Annotated in this window: 13 protein-coding genes; 4 read left to right on the plus strand and 9 right to left on the minus strand. The window is 64.5% G+C overall.

Translation table 11 applies throughout. The features are described 5' to 3' along the window. Positions 1–105 precede the first annotated feature (105 nt). The 7 genes from RIA72_RS09545 to RIA72_RS09575 form a co-directional block, all read right to left on the minus strand. A complete protein-coding gene (locus RIA72_RS09545; RefSeq protein ID WP_350031950.1) occupies positions 106–1,092 on the minus strand; it encodes a TerC family protein in 987 nt (328 codons plus the stop codon). A gap of 70 nt (positions 1,093–1,162) precedes the next feature. Then, a complete protein-coding gene (locus tag RIA72_RS09550; RefSeq protein ID WP_350031951.1) occupies positions 1,163–1,369 on the minus strand; it encodes a DUF465 domain-containing protein in 207 nt (68 codons plus the stop codon). Positions 1,370–1,747: 378 nt separating this feature from the next. Next, on the minus strand, positions 1,748–2,572 hold the full coding sequence (locus RIA72_RS09555) for a helix-turn-helix domain-containing protein (protein ID WP_350031952.1): 825 nt from the start codon (positions 2,570–2,572) through the stop codon (positions 1,748–1,750). Between the two features lie 74 nt (positions 2,573–2,646). Further along, a complete protein-coding gene (locus tag RIA72_RS09560) occupies positions 2,647–3,978 on the minus strand; it encodes an amidohydrolase (protein ID WP_350031953.1) in 1,332 nt (443 codons plus the stop codon). Positions 3,979–3,995: 17 nt separating this feature from the next. Further along, positions 3,996–4,637, minus strand: a complete 642-nt coding sequence (locus RIA72_RS09565) for a DUF4893 domain-containing protein (protein ID WP_350031954.1) — start codon at positions 4,635–4,637, stop codon at positions 3,996–3,998. Between the two features lie 75 nt (positions 4,638–4,712). Further along, positions 4,713–5,498: a 3-hydroxybutyrate dehydrogenase gene (locus RIA72_RS09570; protein ID WP_350031955.1), complete on the minus strand. Its 786-nt coding sequence runs from the start codon at positions 5,496–5,498 to the stop codon at positions 4,713–4,715. A gap of 27 nt (positions 5,499–5,525) precedes the next feature. Further along, the gene (locus RIA72_RS09575; protein WP_350031956.1) at positions 5,526–6,686 is read right to left on the minus strand and encodes a patatin-like phospholipase family protein; all 1,161 of its coding nucleotides are present in this window, start codon (positions 6,684–6,686) and stop codon (positions 5,526–5,528) included. A gap of 148 nt (positions 6,687–6,834) precedes the next feature. Here RIA72_RS09575 and ypfJ point away from each other — a divergent pair, with 148 nt between their 5' ends. Together ypfJ and RIA72_RS09585 are read left to right on the plus strand one after the other, a co-directional pair. After that, positions 6,835–7,743: a KPN_02809 family neutral zinc metallopeptidase gene (gene ypfJ / locus RIA72_RS09580; protein ID WP_350031957.1), complete on the plus strand. Its 909-nt coding sequence runs from the start codon at positions 6,835–6,837 to the stop codon at positions 7,741–7,743. Beyond that, positions 7,716–9,002 (plus strand): metal-dependent hydrolase family protein, encoded by a 1,287-nt coding sequence (locus tag RIA72_RS09585; protein ID WP_350031958.1) that lies wholly within the window; start codon positions 7,716–7,718, stop codon positions 9,000–9,002. Before ypfJ ends, RIA72_RS09585 begins: the two co-directional genes overlap by 28 nt. Before the next feature lie 40 nt (positions 9,003–9,042). Here RIA72_RS09585 and RIA72_RS09590 read toward each other — a convergent pair whose 3' ends face one another. Both RIA72_RS09590 and RIA72_RS09595 read right to left on the minus strand, forming a co-directional pair. Further along, entirely contained in the window at positions 9,043–9,546 is a 504-nt protein-coding gene (locus RIA72_RS09590; protein ID WP_350031959.1) for a PilZ domain-containing protein, read from the minus strand. A gap of 27 nt (positions 9,547–9,573) precedes the next feature. Further along, a complete protein-coding gene (locus RIA72_RS09595) occupies positions 9,574–10,488 on the minus strand; it encodes an HPP family protein (RefSeq protein ID WP_350031960.1) in 915 nt (304 codons plus the stop codon). On the opposite strand from RIA72_RS09595, the gene RIA72_RS09600 reads away from it, so the two are divergent. Together RIA72_RS09600 and RIA72_RS09605 are read left to right on the plus strand one after the other, a co-directional pair. Continuing rightward, positions 10,477–12,543 carry a S9 family peptidase gene (locus RIA72_RS09600; protein ID WP_350031961.1) on the plus strand — a complete coding sequence of 689 codons (2,067 nt, stop codon included), beginning with the start codon at positions 10,477–10,479 and terminating at the stop codon, positions 12,541–12,543. The two genes, RIA72_RS09595 and RIA72_RS09600, sit on opposite strands and share 12 nt — an antisense overlap. A 162-nt stretch (positions 12,544–12,705) precedes the next feature. Further along, positions 12,706–15,411 carry a valine--tRNA ligase gene (locus RIA72_RS09605; RefSeq protein ID WP_350031962.1) on the plus strand — a complete coding sequence of 902 codons (2,706 nt, stop codon included), beginning with the start codon at positions 12,706–12,708 and terminating at the stop codon, positions 15,409–15,411. Positions 15,412–15,442 lie beyond the last annotated feature (31 nt).

Below are 15,442 nucleotides of genomic sequence, written 5' to 3' on the forward strand. Positions count from 1 at the left end.
CCTCTCGGCGCGGGACGCCTTGCACAAACGTCCCGCGCCCACCGAGCTTTCCTGGGGAGGAAAGCCTGTCCGCCGGAGGCTTATACGGCCTTCCGGCGGACATTTTTATCGCGGCGTCGCCGTTTCGGCTTCACGCGTCTTGACCAGCGACCAGACAATGCCGCCCACGATCAGCGCGACCGTCACGCCCAGGCTGATCAGCGGCGGAAATTTGTCGCCGCCGAGGATGAAGTCGGCGACGAAAATCTTCGACCCGATGAACACCAGCACCAGCGCGAGCGCATATTTGAGGTAATGGAAACGGTGCACCATCGCCGACAGCGCAAAATAGAGTGCGCGCAGGCCAAGGATCGCCATGATATTCGACGTATAGACGATGAAGGTGTCAGTCGTGATCGCAAAGATCGCCGGCACGCTGTCGACCGCGAACACCAGATCGGCCAGGTTGATGACGACCAGCGCGAGGAACAGCGGCGTCGCGGTGACCACCAGCCTGCCCGTCTTGCTGTCGGCCACGCGTACGAAGAATTTCTCGCCGTGCAGCTCGTGCGTCAACGGTATGTGGCGCGACAGCCATTGGACGACCGGATTGCCCTTCACATCCATCGGCGTGTCGCTCGCGAACAGCATCTTCACACCGGTGAAGACAAGGAACGCCGCGAAAATATAGAGTACCCACCCGTATTCGGTGACGAGCGCCGCGCCGCCCGCGATCATGATGCCGCGCAGCACGATCACCGCGACGATGCCCCATAAAAGCGCGCGATACTGATAGCGCGGAGGGATCGCAAAGGTCGAAAAGATCAGCGAGATGACGAAGATATTGTCGATCGACAGCGCCTTCTCGATGAAAAAGCCGGTATAATATTGAAGGCCCGCCTCGCCGCCCTTCGCGGCCCAGACCCACGCCCCGAACGCCAGCGCAATACCGATATAGAGCGCCGAGAGCTTCAGGCTCTCGCCGATCCCCATTTCCTTGTTTTCCTTGTTCAAAATGCCAAGATCGAAGGCGGTCAACGCGATGACGATCGCGATGAAGGCAAGCCAGAACCAGGCCGGAGTGCCCAGCCAGTCGGTCAACAGAAATTCCATGACTATAGTATCCCTGGATACGCCGAGCGCGCCGCCTTTCGGCAGCGCCCCGGTCGTCAATTATCGGTGATCAGCGGGCGGGCGCGAGCCGAGGTGCCGGTCGCCCGAGCGAACGCAGCGTTATCGCCGCGAGCCGTTCCTTCACCGCGAGCTTGAGCGTCTTCAACCGCAACAGGCGAAGCGGATCGGCGCTCTCTCGGCGCACCTCGTACCGCTCGGCCTCGTCGAGCTGGCGGTGAAGCACGGTCAGGCGATAGAAATTGGGAGAAAAACGCATGGAAGAGGGCCTCCTGATTGAAGAATCAAGCAGGTGACGCCGATGCCGAAACCCTCAGAACAGGGGGGAGAAGGGCCGCAAGCATCGGTGTCACCCGATGCGGTCCGACATCACGTGGCGGGACATGTCCCGCCGACGCCAGAGGGGCCCGGCCCGCATGAATCGCATGTAGGAAGTCCCTCCGGCGCTTGCAAGGCCTTCGCGTCTCGCGCTGTATAGCAAAAAACCGGCGCTCCGGGGGCAAGCCCGGAGTGCCGAAGATTGGGAGGGGGGCTTTATATGCGTCCGGCGTCGGCGGCTTGGCCAACCTTTTGGACGCAGGACCTCCGGCATTTCTCTCCAGCCCCAGGCGATGCCGGAATGAAGACAAAGGCGCGGTCAGGAGACGCGATCGAAATGGGTCGTTTCCAGTCTTTGCCGTTTGTCGCTCGACCAGACAATCGTTTCGGTCATGGATTTCATATCCTTGGCGACGGTATACACCCGCGTCGACACCCGCGCGCCCGCCTTGCCCAGCGTCATTACCAACGTGTCGGGCGCCGGTTGACGCAGAGCGACACTGTCGATGAAATCCATATTGCCCGTGACCGGCACGGCAACACCATCGAGTGCGGCGGTCGATTCCGAATATCGGAAGGAGCCGTCGCGGGCGACAATTTCGACGAGCGTTGTCCACTTGCCGTCCGGCAACGCACGAAAGGTCATTGTCACCCTTTGCGGCCGCTCCTCCGCGGGCATGGGCGATGCGTCGAGCGACCAGCTTCCGACCAGCGGTAGCGACATCGATTCCGCGCCATAGGCGGCGTTAGCTGTTTCGGTCCGATCGGCGGACGGGGCGGCTGCGACCATTAGCCCGGCCGCGGCGAGAGGGATTGCGATAAACATGACGATCATTCCTTTCGAACCACGAACCCCAGCGATTGCGGGGCGTGCCGAACCTGTCACTGTCCGGCGTCCGGTCGAAAGATCGAAATTTTTGTCACAAGTTTCCTGGAGGGTCAGCAGCCGCGCCAATTCGCGGCTGCTGCCGACCCCGGTTTTCCGGCGCGCGCTTCGCAAGCGCTCGTTGATCGACGTTTCCGAACGACCCAGCCGCGCGGCAATCGTCTTGACGGTGTGGCCGACGACCAACAGGCGCAAAACTTCCAACTCGCGCTCGGAAAGGCGCGCGGAGAGGCCCGAAGCAGGTTCATTGGCAGGCATGGCGTCTGCTCACCACAGCGCCGCGAACAGGTCCATCCCAATTTATTTGGGAGAGGAAGGAGCGGGGCGCCGCGCTATGACGCCCCCTTCCCCATCAACTTCATCGTCATCGCCGTCAGCGCCTCGGTCGCGGTCGAGATCACCGCGGGAGCGTCGGGCGCCCAGAAGGGCGAGTGCAGGCTCGGCAGCGTGCGCCCTTCCTTCTTCGCAGCGTCATATTCGGCCTGCGGCACGCCGCCGACCCAGACGATCAGGCTCTTGATGCTCTTGTCCTCGCGTCCGAAACGGCCGAAGTCCTCGCCGCCCATCACCGGCGGCATCTGCACGACACGCTCTTCGCCGAAGCTCGTTTTCAGAAAGGCCGCCATTTCCTCGGTGAAGGCGGGCGTATTATAGGTCGCGGGGGTATATTCGTCCCGCTGGACCGTCACCACCGGCATCCGGTCGTCGGGTATGCCCGCCGCAATCGCTTCGCCCTTCGCAATCCGGGCAATGCCGTCGAGCAGATGGTCGCGCACCGTGTCGGTATAGCTGCGCACCGTCAGTTGCAGCCGCGCCTCGTCCGAAATGATGTTGTGCTTGGCTCCGGCATGAAAGCTGCCGACGGTTACGACCGCGCTGTCGAGCGGGCTGATCTCGCGCGACACGAGCGTTTGCAGCGCGCCGACAATACGGCTCGCGAGGACGATCGGGTCTTTCGTCGCCTGCGGATAGGCGCCATGCCCGCCGACGCCCTTAACCAATATGTCGACGCTGTCGACATTGGCGAGCGCATAGCCCGGCGTATAGCCGATCTTGCCGGCGGGAAACTGCGCCGCGTCGTGGAAGGCGAGCACATATTCGGGCTTGGGGAAACGCGTGTAAAGCCCGTCCTCCAGCATCATCCGCGCTCCGGCGCCGCGTTCCTCGGCAGGCTGGCCGATCATCACCAGCGTGCCCGACCATTTATCCTTGTTGGCGGCCATCAGCCGAGCAACACCGATCCATGCGGTCATGTGCGTATCGTGGCCGCAGGCGTGCATCACGCCCGTCTCGACGCCCTCGGCGGTCGTCACGCGAACCTTGGACGCGCCGGGAAGTCCCGTCTGCTCGGTCACGGGCAGGCCGTCCATATCGGCGCGAACCATCACGACCGGGCCGTCGCCATTTTTCATCACCGCGACGACGCCGGTACCGCCCACTTTTTCGGTCACGCTGAAACCCAGCTTGCGCGCTTCCGCGGCCAGGATGCCCGCCGAGCGCACTTCCATGAAACTGAGTTCGGGATTGGCGTGCAGATCCTGATAGATCGCCATCAGCGACGGCATCTGTTCCTGCACCTCGCCGCGCAGCGCCTGTGCCGACGCGGGCGCAAACGCAGGTGCCGACACGGCCAACGCCGCCACGCTTACCCAAAATCCCCGCATAACCTTCCTTTCCATCATCAATCTGCCGGAACCAGCTCGATCACGTCGAGCAGCGATTCATAGGCCGGCGCGGGCAGCACGAGCCGCCAGCGATTGTCGCCGATCCGTTCGATCAGACCGGCCATGTCGCGCATCCGGTCGCTGCCGTAATTGACCGCCATTTTTTCGTCCCCGAGTTCGAGTGTGCCTAGGAAAATCTGGCGTTCCAGATTGTCGGGAAAGACCAATCCAACCGGCCGCTGCGACCCGGTGAGCTTGGTCAGGCTCGACAGGCCTTGTTCGACCGCAACGCGGCACCGGAACCAGCTATAGGCGATATAGCCCAGTCCGCCGCGACCTTTCGCGCCGATCTTGATCGTCCGGCACCGATAATCGCCCGCGGGCAGATGCGCATTGGGGAGCGCGGCCGTCGGGTGAAGCAGTGCGCCCTCGCGCTCGACGTCGGCGCCATGCCCCTTGGCGCGCGCGTCGGCAAGCGCCGCCTGCCAGCTCGTATACCAACCGCGTATCCGCTGTTTGTCGGCGTCGGTCGCGGTCGCGCGCCACGTCCCGCTCGCCTCCGCCACATCGGCTGCCGACGGCGGCACGGCAGGAACCGTCCGACACGCGCCAAGCGTGACGCCCAGCGCCACCGCCAAAACCCATAAGGTGCGACCCATGATTCTCTGTTTCTCCCCTGTCCCTCTATGGTTAACCTTAGGAGGCGAAAGGGGATTGCTCAAGGGCGGAGCCGGTCAGGCGGCGGTCCACCCCCCGTCGACGCTCAGATTGGCGCCGGTGATATTCGCGGCCTCGTCGCGCGTCAGAAAGGTCGCGAGCGCCGCAACCTGCTCGACGGTCACGAACTTCTTGGTCGGCTGCCCGGCGAGCAGCACATCGTTGATCACCTGTTCGCGCGTCATCCCCCGCGCCTTCATCGTGTCGGGGATCTGGTTTTCGACCAGCGGCGTCCAGACATAGCCGGGGCTGATGCAATTGACGGTGATGCCGGCGTCGGCAACCTCGAGCGCGACCGTCTTGGTGAGCCCCGCAAGCCCGTGCTTGGCGGTGACATAGGCCGATTTGAAGGGCGATGCGACGAGCGAGTGCGCCGACGCCGTTCCGATGATCCGCCCCCATTTTTTGGCGCGCATCCCCGGTACGGCATGGCGGATCGTGTGGAAGGCCGCGGTCAGATTGAGCGCGATGATCATGTCCCATTTTTCGGGCGGGAAATCCTCAACCGGTGACACGAACTGCATGCCGGCATTGTTGACGAGAATGTCGACCCCGCCGAAATCCTTGTCTGCGCGCGCGAACATCGCCTCGATCTCGCCGGGCTTGGTCAGGTCGGCGCCGTCATAGGCGGCCCTGCCGCCGCTGATCGCTTCCAGTCCCTGTCGTTCGGTCTCGATCGCATCGGCGTCGCCGAACCCGTTGATGACGATGTTCGCGCCCTCGGCGGCGAAGGCTTTGGCGATGCCGAGCCCGATGCCCGACGTCGAGCCGGTGACGAGAGCCGTCTTGCCTTTAAGATACATGGTGGAATTCCTTTCGGGTGGGGGATATTATCGGGGATCGCCCGGATCGGCCTTGGGCCTGAGTGCGTTCGATTGCACCGCAAAACTTTCCGACCGCCCTTCGGCGATGCTTTCGGCCAGCAGATGCCCGTCCTTCATCGCCGCTTCGACCGCTGCGTGCCCGAGCGCCCAATTGACTTCCATCGTCGAACGCGAAAATTCGAAGTCGCGCGCGCCGGTCTGCCATGCGGGAGGTTCGTGGATCAGCTGGACGACGTTGAGCGCCTTGCATTCGACCATCCGCCGCACCGCCTTCACTTCGGCGAGGTCGGCATATTCGGCGGGCAGCTTTTCGAGCATCCGGTCGATCAGCCGATGCTCCTTGCGCCGCCGCACCAGCCCGTCGGAGATGCGCCGCGTGCGGCTGGAGTAACGAATATCCTTTTCGCGCGACCAGGCCTCTTCCAGATCGTGCGGCCGCACACCGCGCGCGGGAAAGAGGTCGACCTGAAACACCAGCATGTCCTCGTTCGCCGAATCGACGACATGTTCGAGCGGAGTGTTCGATACAAGCCCGCCGTCCCAATACCATGTCCCGTCGATCTCGACCGGCGGCAGGCCGGGCGGCAGCGCCCCTGACGCCAATATATGCCGCGCGTCGATCGTGTCGCGCCTCGTATCGAAATAACGGAAATTGCCCGTTTCGACCGCGACCGCGCCGACCGACAGGCGAACACTGCCCCGATTGACACGATCCCAGTCGACCAGTCGATCCAGCGTTTCGACGAGGGGCGCCGTGTCATAGAAGCTGACAGCCTCCGGCGTCTGCCGCGCGGCGAGCGCGGGCGGCGGCCAACGCGGCGTGAAAAAGCCCGGAACGCCGAATGCCATCACCTGTCCCGCCGCGGCGATATGCGACCATTCGCGCGCCCAGTCATTGTCAGGCGTCGGCAGCGAGGGGAGCGCCGACGAGACACCTTCCCAGAAGGTGCGCATCCTGCCTACCGCCTGATCGCGCTCATTGCCCGCGATGATCGCAGCGTTGACCGCGCCGATCGAAATGCCGGCGACCCAGTCGAGCTCGATGCCAAGCTCGATCAGCGCCTCATACACCCCCGCCTGAAACGCGCCGAGCGCTCCGCCGCCTTGCAGGACAAGGACGACAAGGTCGGGAAGCGGCAGGGCGGCACGGGCGGCGCGGCGGGGCATGGACTCGCGATCATCGGGTTGCAGACGCGCGATTTGTGCACCGCAGCACGCGCCATTGCAATGGCTTGCCGACCGCGAAGCCCCTTCCAATTGCCCGGCGCTGCTGTAACAGTCAGCATCAAGGACCCCTTGCCGCCGGAGAAAGCCCATGCGCCTCGACGATTATGATCCCGGAGACGATATTCGCGATCTGGGCCGGGGTGGCGGCGGTTTCGGCGGTGGCGGAGGCGGCGGCCTTGGCGGACTATTGATCGGCTTCCTGCCGATGCTCCTCGGCCGCAAGATGGGGTGCGGAACGATCCTGCTGATCGGCGCGGTCGCCTTTTTCGTTCTCGGGCCCGGCGCCAACATGCTGAGCATGGGCGGCGGCACCAGCGATCCGATGGCCGACAGCCGCAGCGGCGCCAATATCGCGTGCGATACCGAGGCTGAACGCTTTGCCTGCAACGTCTTCGGTTCGACGCACACGGTGTGGGAAGGTCTTGTCAGCGGATACCGCAAACCGACGCTGAACTTTTATTCGCATCGCGTCGACAGCCAGGGCTGCGGGTCGGCAAGCGCGGCGATGGGGCCCTTTTATTGTCCTGCCGACCAGGGCGTCTATCTCGATACCGATTTTTTTCGCGAACTCGACCAGCGCTTCGGCGCCGCAGGCGACGCCGCGCAAGCCTATGTGATCGCACATGAAGTCGGACATCACCTCCAAACGATCAGCGGCATTTCGGATCAGGTGCGGCGGGCGCAAGGCCGCAGCTCGCAGGCGGAGGGCAACGCGCTGCAGGTCCGGATGGAGCTTCAGGCCGACTGCTACGCTGGCGTCTGGGCGGCACGCGCCAAGACGCGCGATGGCCAGCCGGTGATGGAGCCGGGCGATATGGAGGAAGCGATGCGCGCCGCCAATGCGATCGGCGACGACACGCTGATGCGCTCGGCGGGCCAGCGCCCCGTGCCCGAAAGCTTCACGCACGGGACGAGCGAACAGCGCATGACCTGGCTGCGCCGCGGTCTGCAAACGGGGGATCCGCGGCAGTGCGACGCCTTCAATACCGCTATCTGACCGCCGCGCTCGCGGCGTCTCTTCTGGCGGCGTCGTCCGCGTCGGCCGAAACCCTCTATATCGAGGCGGGGCGGCTGATCGACGGCGTGACGAACGACGTGCGCACCGGTCAGTGCCTCACAGTCGCGCGCGACCGCATTGCCGCTGTCGGCCCGTGCGGAGCGGCGCCGGAAGGCGCGACGCGGCTCGACTGGTCGGCCTTCACCGTGCTGCCCGGCCTGATCGATCTCCACACCCACCTCGCCGACCTTGGCCAGAGCGCCGACCTGGCCGCGCCGATCAAGGCCTCTCCCGCCGAAACCGCGCTCGTCGGCGCGCGCAATGCGCGCGTCACGCTCGAAGCGGGCTTCACCAGCGTCCGCGACGTGGGCACCTATCGCGGGCTCACCGACGTCGCGCTCCGCAATGCGATCGAGCGTGGCGATGTGCCTGGCCCGCGCATGTGGGTCGCCGGCGCCTATATCACCATTCCCAAAGGCGGCGGCGAACTCAACGGCGTCATCCCGAACGAAGATTTGCCATCCGACATGCGGCTCGGCGTCGCCGCGACGCCCGACGAAGCGGCGGCAAAGACGGCTTATCTTCTCGACCAGGGTGCCGACTTTATCAAGACGATCGCGACCGGCGCGGTGCTCGCGATCGGCACCGAACCCGGCGCGCCCGAACTGACGGTCGATCAGCTCCGCGCCGTGGTAAAGGTCGCGCATTCCCGCGGCAAAAAAGTCACCGCCCATGCCCATGGCGCCGAGGGGATCAAGAATGCGATCCGGGCGGGCGTCGACAGCATCGAACATGCGAGCCTTGCCGACGAGGAAGCGCTTCAGCTTGCGAAGACGCACGGCACCTGGCTCGCGATGGACATCTATAACGGCGATTATATCGACGAGATCGGGACGAAGGAAGGCTGGCCCGCCGAATATCTGCGCAAGAACCGCGAGACGACCGACGCCCAGCGCGCCGCCTTTCGCCGCGCGGTCGAGCTTGGCGTCAACATCGGCTATGCCACCGACGCGGGCGTCTATCCGCACGGACTCAACGCGCGGCAGTTCCGCAACATGGTCCGATATGGGATGACGCCGATGCAAGCGATCCAGTCAGCCACCGGCCGCGCCGCCGAGGAGATGGGGCGCGACGATGTCGGCGCAATCGTCCCCGGCAGGTACGCCGATCTGGTCGCGGTGAGGGCCGACCCGCTCGCCGACATCACCGCCCTCGAAAAGATCGACCATGTGATGAAGGGCGGTATGCTCGTCCGGTAGCGTCGAACGGCGCGCGGTCGTTCAGCTCCCGGCGTCCATCCTAATATTCGACGATGATCCGCACCCGGTCGATGCCGAGCCCCGCCGCGCGCGCGATCTGTTCGCGGCTGCGATCGATCAGGTCCTGAAACTCCTCTGCTCGCGCTGCTTCAGCGCCCGCGTCCTCCCGGGCAGTCGCCAGCGCGACGCCAGTGGGTCGTTCGGGATTCGGGGCGACCGCGCTCTTCAGCTCCACCGCGCTGAGCGTCGCCGGCGATACCGGGCCTTCGAACTGACATCCGAAAAGCCGCCCACTGGCCCAGATGACGACCGCGGTTATGCCCCCCGCATGGGGCAGTTCGATTTCGATCCTGTCGCATGCGGCCAGCTTGATGTCGCTTTCAAACAGCAGGCCCGTTCCCGATATATTATGGATCTGGACCTCGATACCGATCCCGTCATCCTGAACCCCGCTGGCACGGAGGCTCAGTTTTCGGCGCACATTCTGACGTTTTTCGCTATGGGGCGCTACGGGCAGGAAATGTCCATAAATGGGCATAGCCATTTGTCGGCGTTGCCGGTTAACAGAGAGTTAGCGAGACAAGCAAAATGAAGCGTCAGGCTCGCGACAGTCGGATACGCTGGCCGACGGCGGCGCGATCAGCTCGCGCCCGATCCGCGCCGCAGCATGAATCTCGGCGCGCGCGAGCAACAGTGCCAAGTCCTCGCGCCCGATGTCGAACGTTTCACCCAGATCGTCGAGCGCTGCGTCGATATCGCCGATCAGGACACCGGCCGACGCCGCCGCAACCGCGGGCTTCCCTTCAACCGGCGCCGCGCGGTGCGGATAGCTGTGCCCCGAAAAACGGTGAAAGATCCAGCCTGCCAAGACGAGGATCAGCGAATTGATTGCGACGGGCAGCAGCAGATTCGTTGCATGGCCCGACGCCCATGTGTGTCCGCCGATCACGGCGCTCAGTGCCGCAGCGCCGCCCGGCGGATGCAGGCAGCGGAGCAGCGACATGATCAGAATTGCACCGCCGACCGCGATTGCCGACGCCAGCGCCGGCTCGGGCCCCATTCCGGCGGCAACGACCCCGAACGCCGCCGAAATGACATTGCCTCCAACAATCGACCAAGGCTGGGCCAATGGACTTGCCGGCACCGCGAACAGCAGCACTGCAGAGGCGCCGATCGGAGCAACGATCCACGGTGTCGCGGCCGGAAAGCACAAGGCGCAGATTATACCCGCAATGCCTATTCCGATGAGCGCACCGATGCTACCGATCGCGCGGTCACGCAGACTGGCGCCGGCGAGCAATGGCGCAAAAACGCGACCGGTGGCTATCGAGAACGCGCGAAACACATAACTCTCCTTGTCAGGCCTGCCAGTGAACGAGCACGCCGCAACGATCCAGACAGCTTTGGTTGGACCGCGCAAAGTTCGATTTACGATCGCGCTTGAATGCCGCCAGCGCGGCGTTAAACCCCCGCCATGCGAAACCAACTTCTTTCCAGCGCGCTCGCGCTCACCGCCGCCCTTTCCGTCCCCGCCGCCGCGCGGCCGATGACCGAGGTGGACCTAGCGACGATGAAGCGCGTCGCCGCACCGACGGCATCGCCCGATGGCCGCTGGGTCGTCTTCCAGATGACGGAGACTGAGACGGGCACCTACAAGCGTTCGACCGGCCTCTGGCTCGTCGACCGTCATGCAAAGGACGCAAAGCCCACACCGATCGCCGATACGCCGGGCAAGAATGAAACCTCGCCCGCCTTCGACAAGGACGGGCTCCTCTATTTCCTCTCGAACGCATCGGGCAAGGATCAGGTCTGGCGGATCGACCCGAAGGCGGGCGGCGCCGCGACGCAAGTGACCGACACCATGGCCGACGTCGCGGGTTTCAAGATTTCACCCGACGCCACAAAGCTCCTCGCCTGGGGCGACATTCCCAAGGAATGCCCCGATTTCGGCTGCGATGCGAAGGACAAGGGCGCGCTCGTTGGCCCTGGCACCGGACGCCTTTACAAAGATGGCGTCGGCTTCGTCCGCCACTGGGACCATTGGGAAACCCCCGGCACCTATAGCCGCCCCTTCGTTTTCAATCTGGAAGGCGGGAAGGCGACTGCCGCGCGCCCGGCCGATGCGGGGCTCATCGGCGACACGCCCTCCAAACCCTTTGGCGGCGGCGAGGAACTCGCGTGGGGCGCCGACAGCCGCACCGTCTTTTTCACGCTGCGCAAGGCCGACCGGAACGAGCCGATGTCGACCAACCTCGACATTTACAGCTGGCTCGTCGACAGCCGGATGATGCCGATCAATCTGACCGCGGATAATCAGGCGACCGACACCCTCCCCACCCCGTCGCCCGACGGCAGATGGCTCGCCTATGCGGCGATGGCGCGTCCGGGTTATGAAGCCGACCGGCAAGTGTTGATGCTCCGCGAACTTGCGACCGGCCGGACAAAAAAGCTTACAGATGCGTGGGACCGTTCGGTCGGCTCGATCGCCTGGGCACCCGATGGCAAGTCGCTTTATGTCACCGCGCAGGATGTGCTCGAACATCCGGTGTTCCGCGTCGAGGCCGCGACGGGCAAGGTCGAGCGGCTGAAAGCTTCGCCCGACGCGCATGAGGGCAATATCGGCGACGTCACGCCGCTGGCGGGCGGCGCCATTCTCTATTCGCGCAACAGCGCGCTTGCACCGGCCGACCTGTTCGTGCGCGATGCGAAGGGCAAGGTGAACCAGCTCACCGCGGTCAACGCCGCGCAGCTCGCCGAGTTCGACCCGGTCGAAATCGAACGCATCCAGTTCGCCGGCGCGAACGGCGACAAGGTGTGGGGCATGATCCTGAAGCCCGTCAGCCCGGTCCAGAAGCTCCCCGTCGCCTTCATCGTTCACGGCGGCCCGCAGGGCAGCTTCGGCAACAGCTGGTCGACGCGCTGGAATCCGCGCCTCTTTGCGCAGCAGGGTTACGGCGTCGTCACCGTCGATTTTCACGGTTCGACGGGCTATGGTCAGGCGTTCACCGACAGCATCAACAAGGATTGGGGCGGCAAGCCGCTCGAGGATCTGAAGCTCGGTCTCGCCGCGGCAGGCAAGCAGGACGCACAGCTCGACATCGCCAACGCCTGCGCGCTCGGGGCTTCCTATGGCGGCTATATGATGAACTGGATCGCGGGCCAGTGGACCGACGGGTTCAAGTGCCTGGTCCAGCACGACGGCGTTTTCGACCTTCGCGCCATGGCGTTCGAAACCGAGGAGCTGTGGTTCGACGAATGGGATCATGGCGGCCCATGGTGGGAACGCAGCGATCCCGAAAAATGGAACCCGGTGAACCACGTCGCCAAGTGGAAGACGCCGATGCTCGTGATCACCGGCGAAAAGGATTTCCGTATCCCCTACAGTCAGGGGCTGGCTGCATTCACCGCACTCCAGCGCCGCGGCATCCCTTCGCAATTGCTTGTTTTTCCCGACGAGAATCATTGGGTACTGAAGGGCGCAAATAGCGTCCAATGGCATCAGACGGTGTTCAACTGGCTGGAGAGCTATTTAAAGAAATAGAAACCGCTCACGCCATTCGTGTCGAGCGAAGTCGAGACACCCATCGAGATTGGCCCCATGCCGAGGGGCATCTCGACTTCGCTCGATGCGAACGGGTCAGGAAGCTGGAGCGGGCAATCACCCCTTGCCGCCTCGCCCACTGGCTGGCAAAGGCGCCCGGCTATGCCGATGGAAAAGACATTCGATCCCGCCGCTATCGAGGCCAAATGGGCCCGGACATGGGAAAGCCGCGGGCTGTTTCGCCCGTCGCGTCCCGACGCCCAGCCCTTCACGATCGTCAACCCGCCGCCCAACGTCACCGGCGCGCTGCACATCGGCCATGCGCTCGACAATACGCTGCAGGACGTGCTCGTCCGCTACGAACGGCTGCGCGGCAAGGACGCGCTGTGGGTCGTCGGGACCGACCATGCCGGCATCGCGACGCAGATGGTCGTCGAACGCCAGCTCGAAGCCCGGCAGGACAAGCGCACCAACTATTCGCGCGACGACTTCGTGCAGAAAGTGTGGGAATGGAAGGCCGAAAGCGGCGGTCAGATCACGCGCCAGCTGCGCCGCCTCGGCTGTTCGATGGACTGGAACCGTGAACAATTCACGATGGACCCGCATTTCACCCGCGCGGTCGTCAAGGTGTTCGTCGACCTCCACAAGAAGGGGCTGATCTACCGCGACAAGCGGCTCGTGAACTGGGACCCGAAGCTCAAGACCGCGATCAGCGACCTGGAGGTCGAAACGCACGAGGTTCAGGGCGGCTTCTGGCACTTCAAATATCCGCTCGCCGACGGCGTGACGCTGGGCGATGGGCGTGACTTTATCGAGGTCGAGACGACGCGCCCCGAAACGATGCTCGCCGACATGGCGGTCGCGGTGCACCCCGACGATCCGCGCTACAAGAGCATTATCGGCAAGGATGTCCTCCAGCCGATCACCGGCCGCCGCTTCAAGGTGATCGCCGACGAGCACGCCGACCCCGAACTAGGCAGCGGCGCGGTGAAGATCACGCCGGGGCATGATTTCAACGACTTCGACGTCGGCAAGCGCGCGGGTTTCAAGCCGGCCGAGATGCTCAACATGCTCGACGGCGACGCGAACGTCATCCAGACCGCCGACGGGCTGATCCCGGACGAATATCTCGGCCTCCACCGCTTCAAGCGCGATGGCGTCGATGGCGCGCGCGAACTCGTCGTGCAGCGGATGAAGGAAGGCGGCTTCCTGATCCCGCACGTCGACAAGGACGGGGGCGAGCATGACGCCGAACCGCGCACGATCCAGACCCCCTTTGGCGACCGCGGCGGCGTGGTGATCGAACCCTGGCTGACCGACCAATGGTATGTCGACGCCGAAACGCTCGCGCAGCCGCCGATGCAGGCGGTGCGTGACGGCCGCATCAACATCGTGCCGAAGACGTGGGAAAAGACCTTCTTCAACTGGATGGAGAATATCCAGCCCTGGTGCGTCTCGCGCCAGCTTTGGTGGGGGCACCGGATTCCCGCGTGGTACGCCGAAGATGGCCGCATCTTCGTCGCCGAAACCGAGGAAGAGGCGCAGGCAGAGGCCGGCGCGGGCGTTGCTCTCACGCGCGATGAGGACGTCCTCGACACCTGGTTCTCTTCGGCACTCTGGCCCTTCGCCACGCTCGGCTGGCCGGAAAACACTGACCTCCTCAAACGCCACTATCCCAACGACGTCCTCGTGTCGGGCTTCGACATCCTGTTTTTCTGGGATGCGCGCATGGCGATGATGGGGATGGAGTTCATGGGCCCCGAGCGTGAACGACCCGAAGACCAGGTGCCGTGGAAGACGCTCTATCTCCATGGCCTCGTGCGCGCGCCCGACGGCGCGAAAATGTCGAAGTCGAAGGGCAATGTCGTCGATCCGCTCGGGCTGATCGACCAATATGGCGCCGACGCGCTGCGCTTCTTCATGGCGGCGATGGAAAGCCAGGGCCGCGACATCAAGATGGATGACGCGCGCCTCGCGGGCTATCGCAACTTCGCGACGAAGCTGTGGAACGCCGCGCGCTTCTGCGAAGCCAATGGGATTTCGGCGTCGGCCAGCCTCGAAGCGCCCGAAGCGACGCTCCCCGTCAACCGCTGGATCATCGGCGAGGTCGCGGACACCGTCGCCGCGATGGAGACGGCCTTCGCCGCCTATCGCTTCGACGAGGCCGCGAACGCGATCTACAGCTTTGCCTGGGACCGTTTCTGCGACTGGTATCTCGAACTGATCAAGGGGAGCATCGGCGACGAGACCAAGGCCGTCGCCGGCTGGGTGCTCGACCAGATCCTCGTCATGCTTCATCCCTTCATGCCCTTCATCACCGAAGAGCTGTGGACGGGCCTCGGCGACCGTGCCGACTATCCGCTGATCACCGCCAAATGGCCCGCACCGAATGCCGCGCGCGACGCAGGGGCCAGCGCCGACATCGACTGGCTGATCAAGCTCGTCAGCGAACTGCGCGCGGCCAAGGCCGAGCTCGGCCTGCCGCCGGGCGCGCGGCTGACCGCGCATTTCCCGGCGTCGCTCAAGCCCCGAACCGACAAACTCGCGGCGCAGCTCGACCGTCTGGCGCGCCTCGACAATATCAGCTCCGACCCCGCCCCCGTCGGCGCCTCGGCGCAGCTCGTCGTCGCGGGCGAGACGATCACCATTCCCCTGGAGGGCGTGATCGACATCGCCGCCGAACGCGACCGCTTGGCCAAGGCGCTCGCCGCGGCGGAAAAGGAGCGCGACGGCCTCGCTGCGCGTCTCAACAACCCCTCGTTCGTCGAGCGCGCCAAGCCCGAAGCCGTTGAAAAGGCACGCGCCGATCACGCCGCGAAGAAAGCGGAGGCCGATCGGCTGACCGCCGCCCTCGCCCGTTTGGGCTGAATGGGCGCGGCGGCGTCTTTCGACCAAGGCG

Source organism: Sphingopyxis sp., assembly GCF_040216815.1.
GTDB lineage: Bacteria > Pseudomonadota > Alphaproteobacteria > Sphingomonadales > Sphingomonadaceae > Sphingopyxis.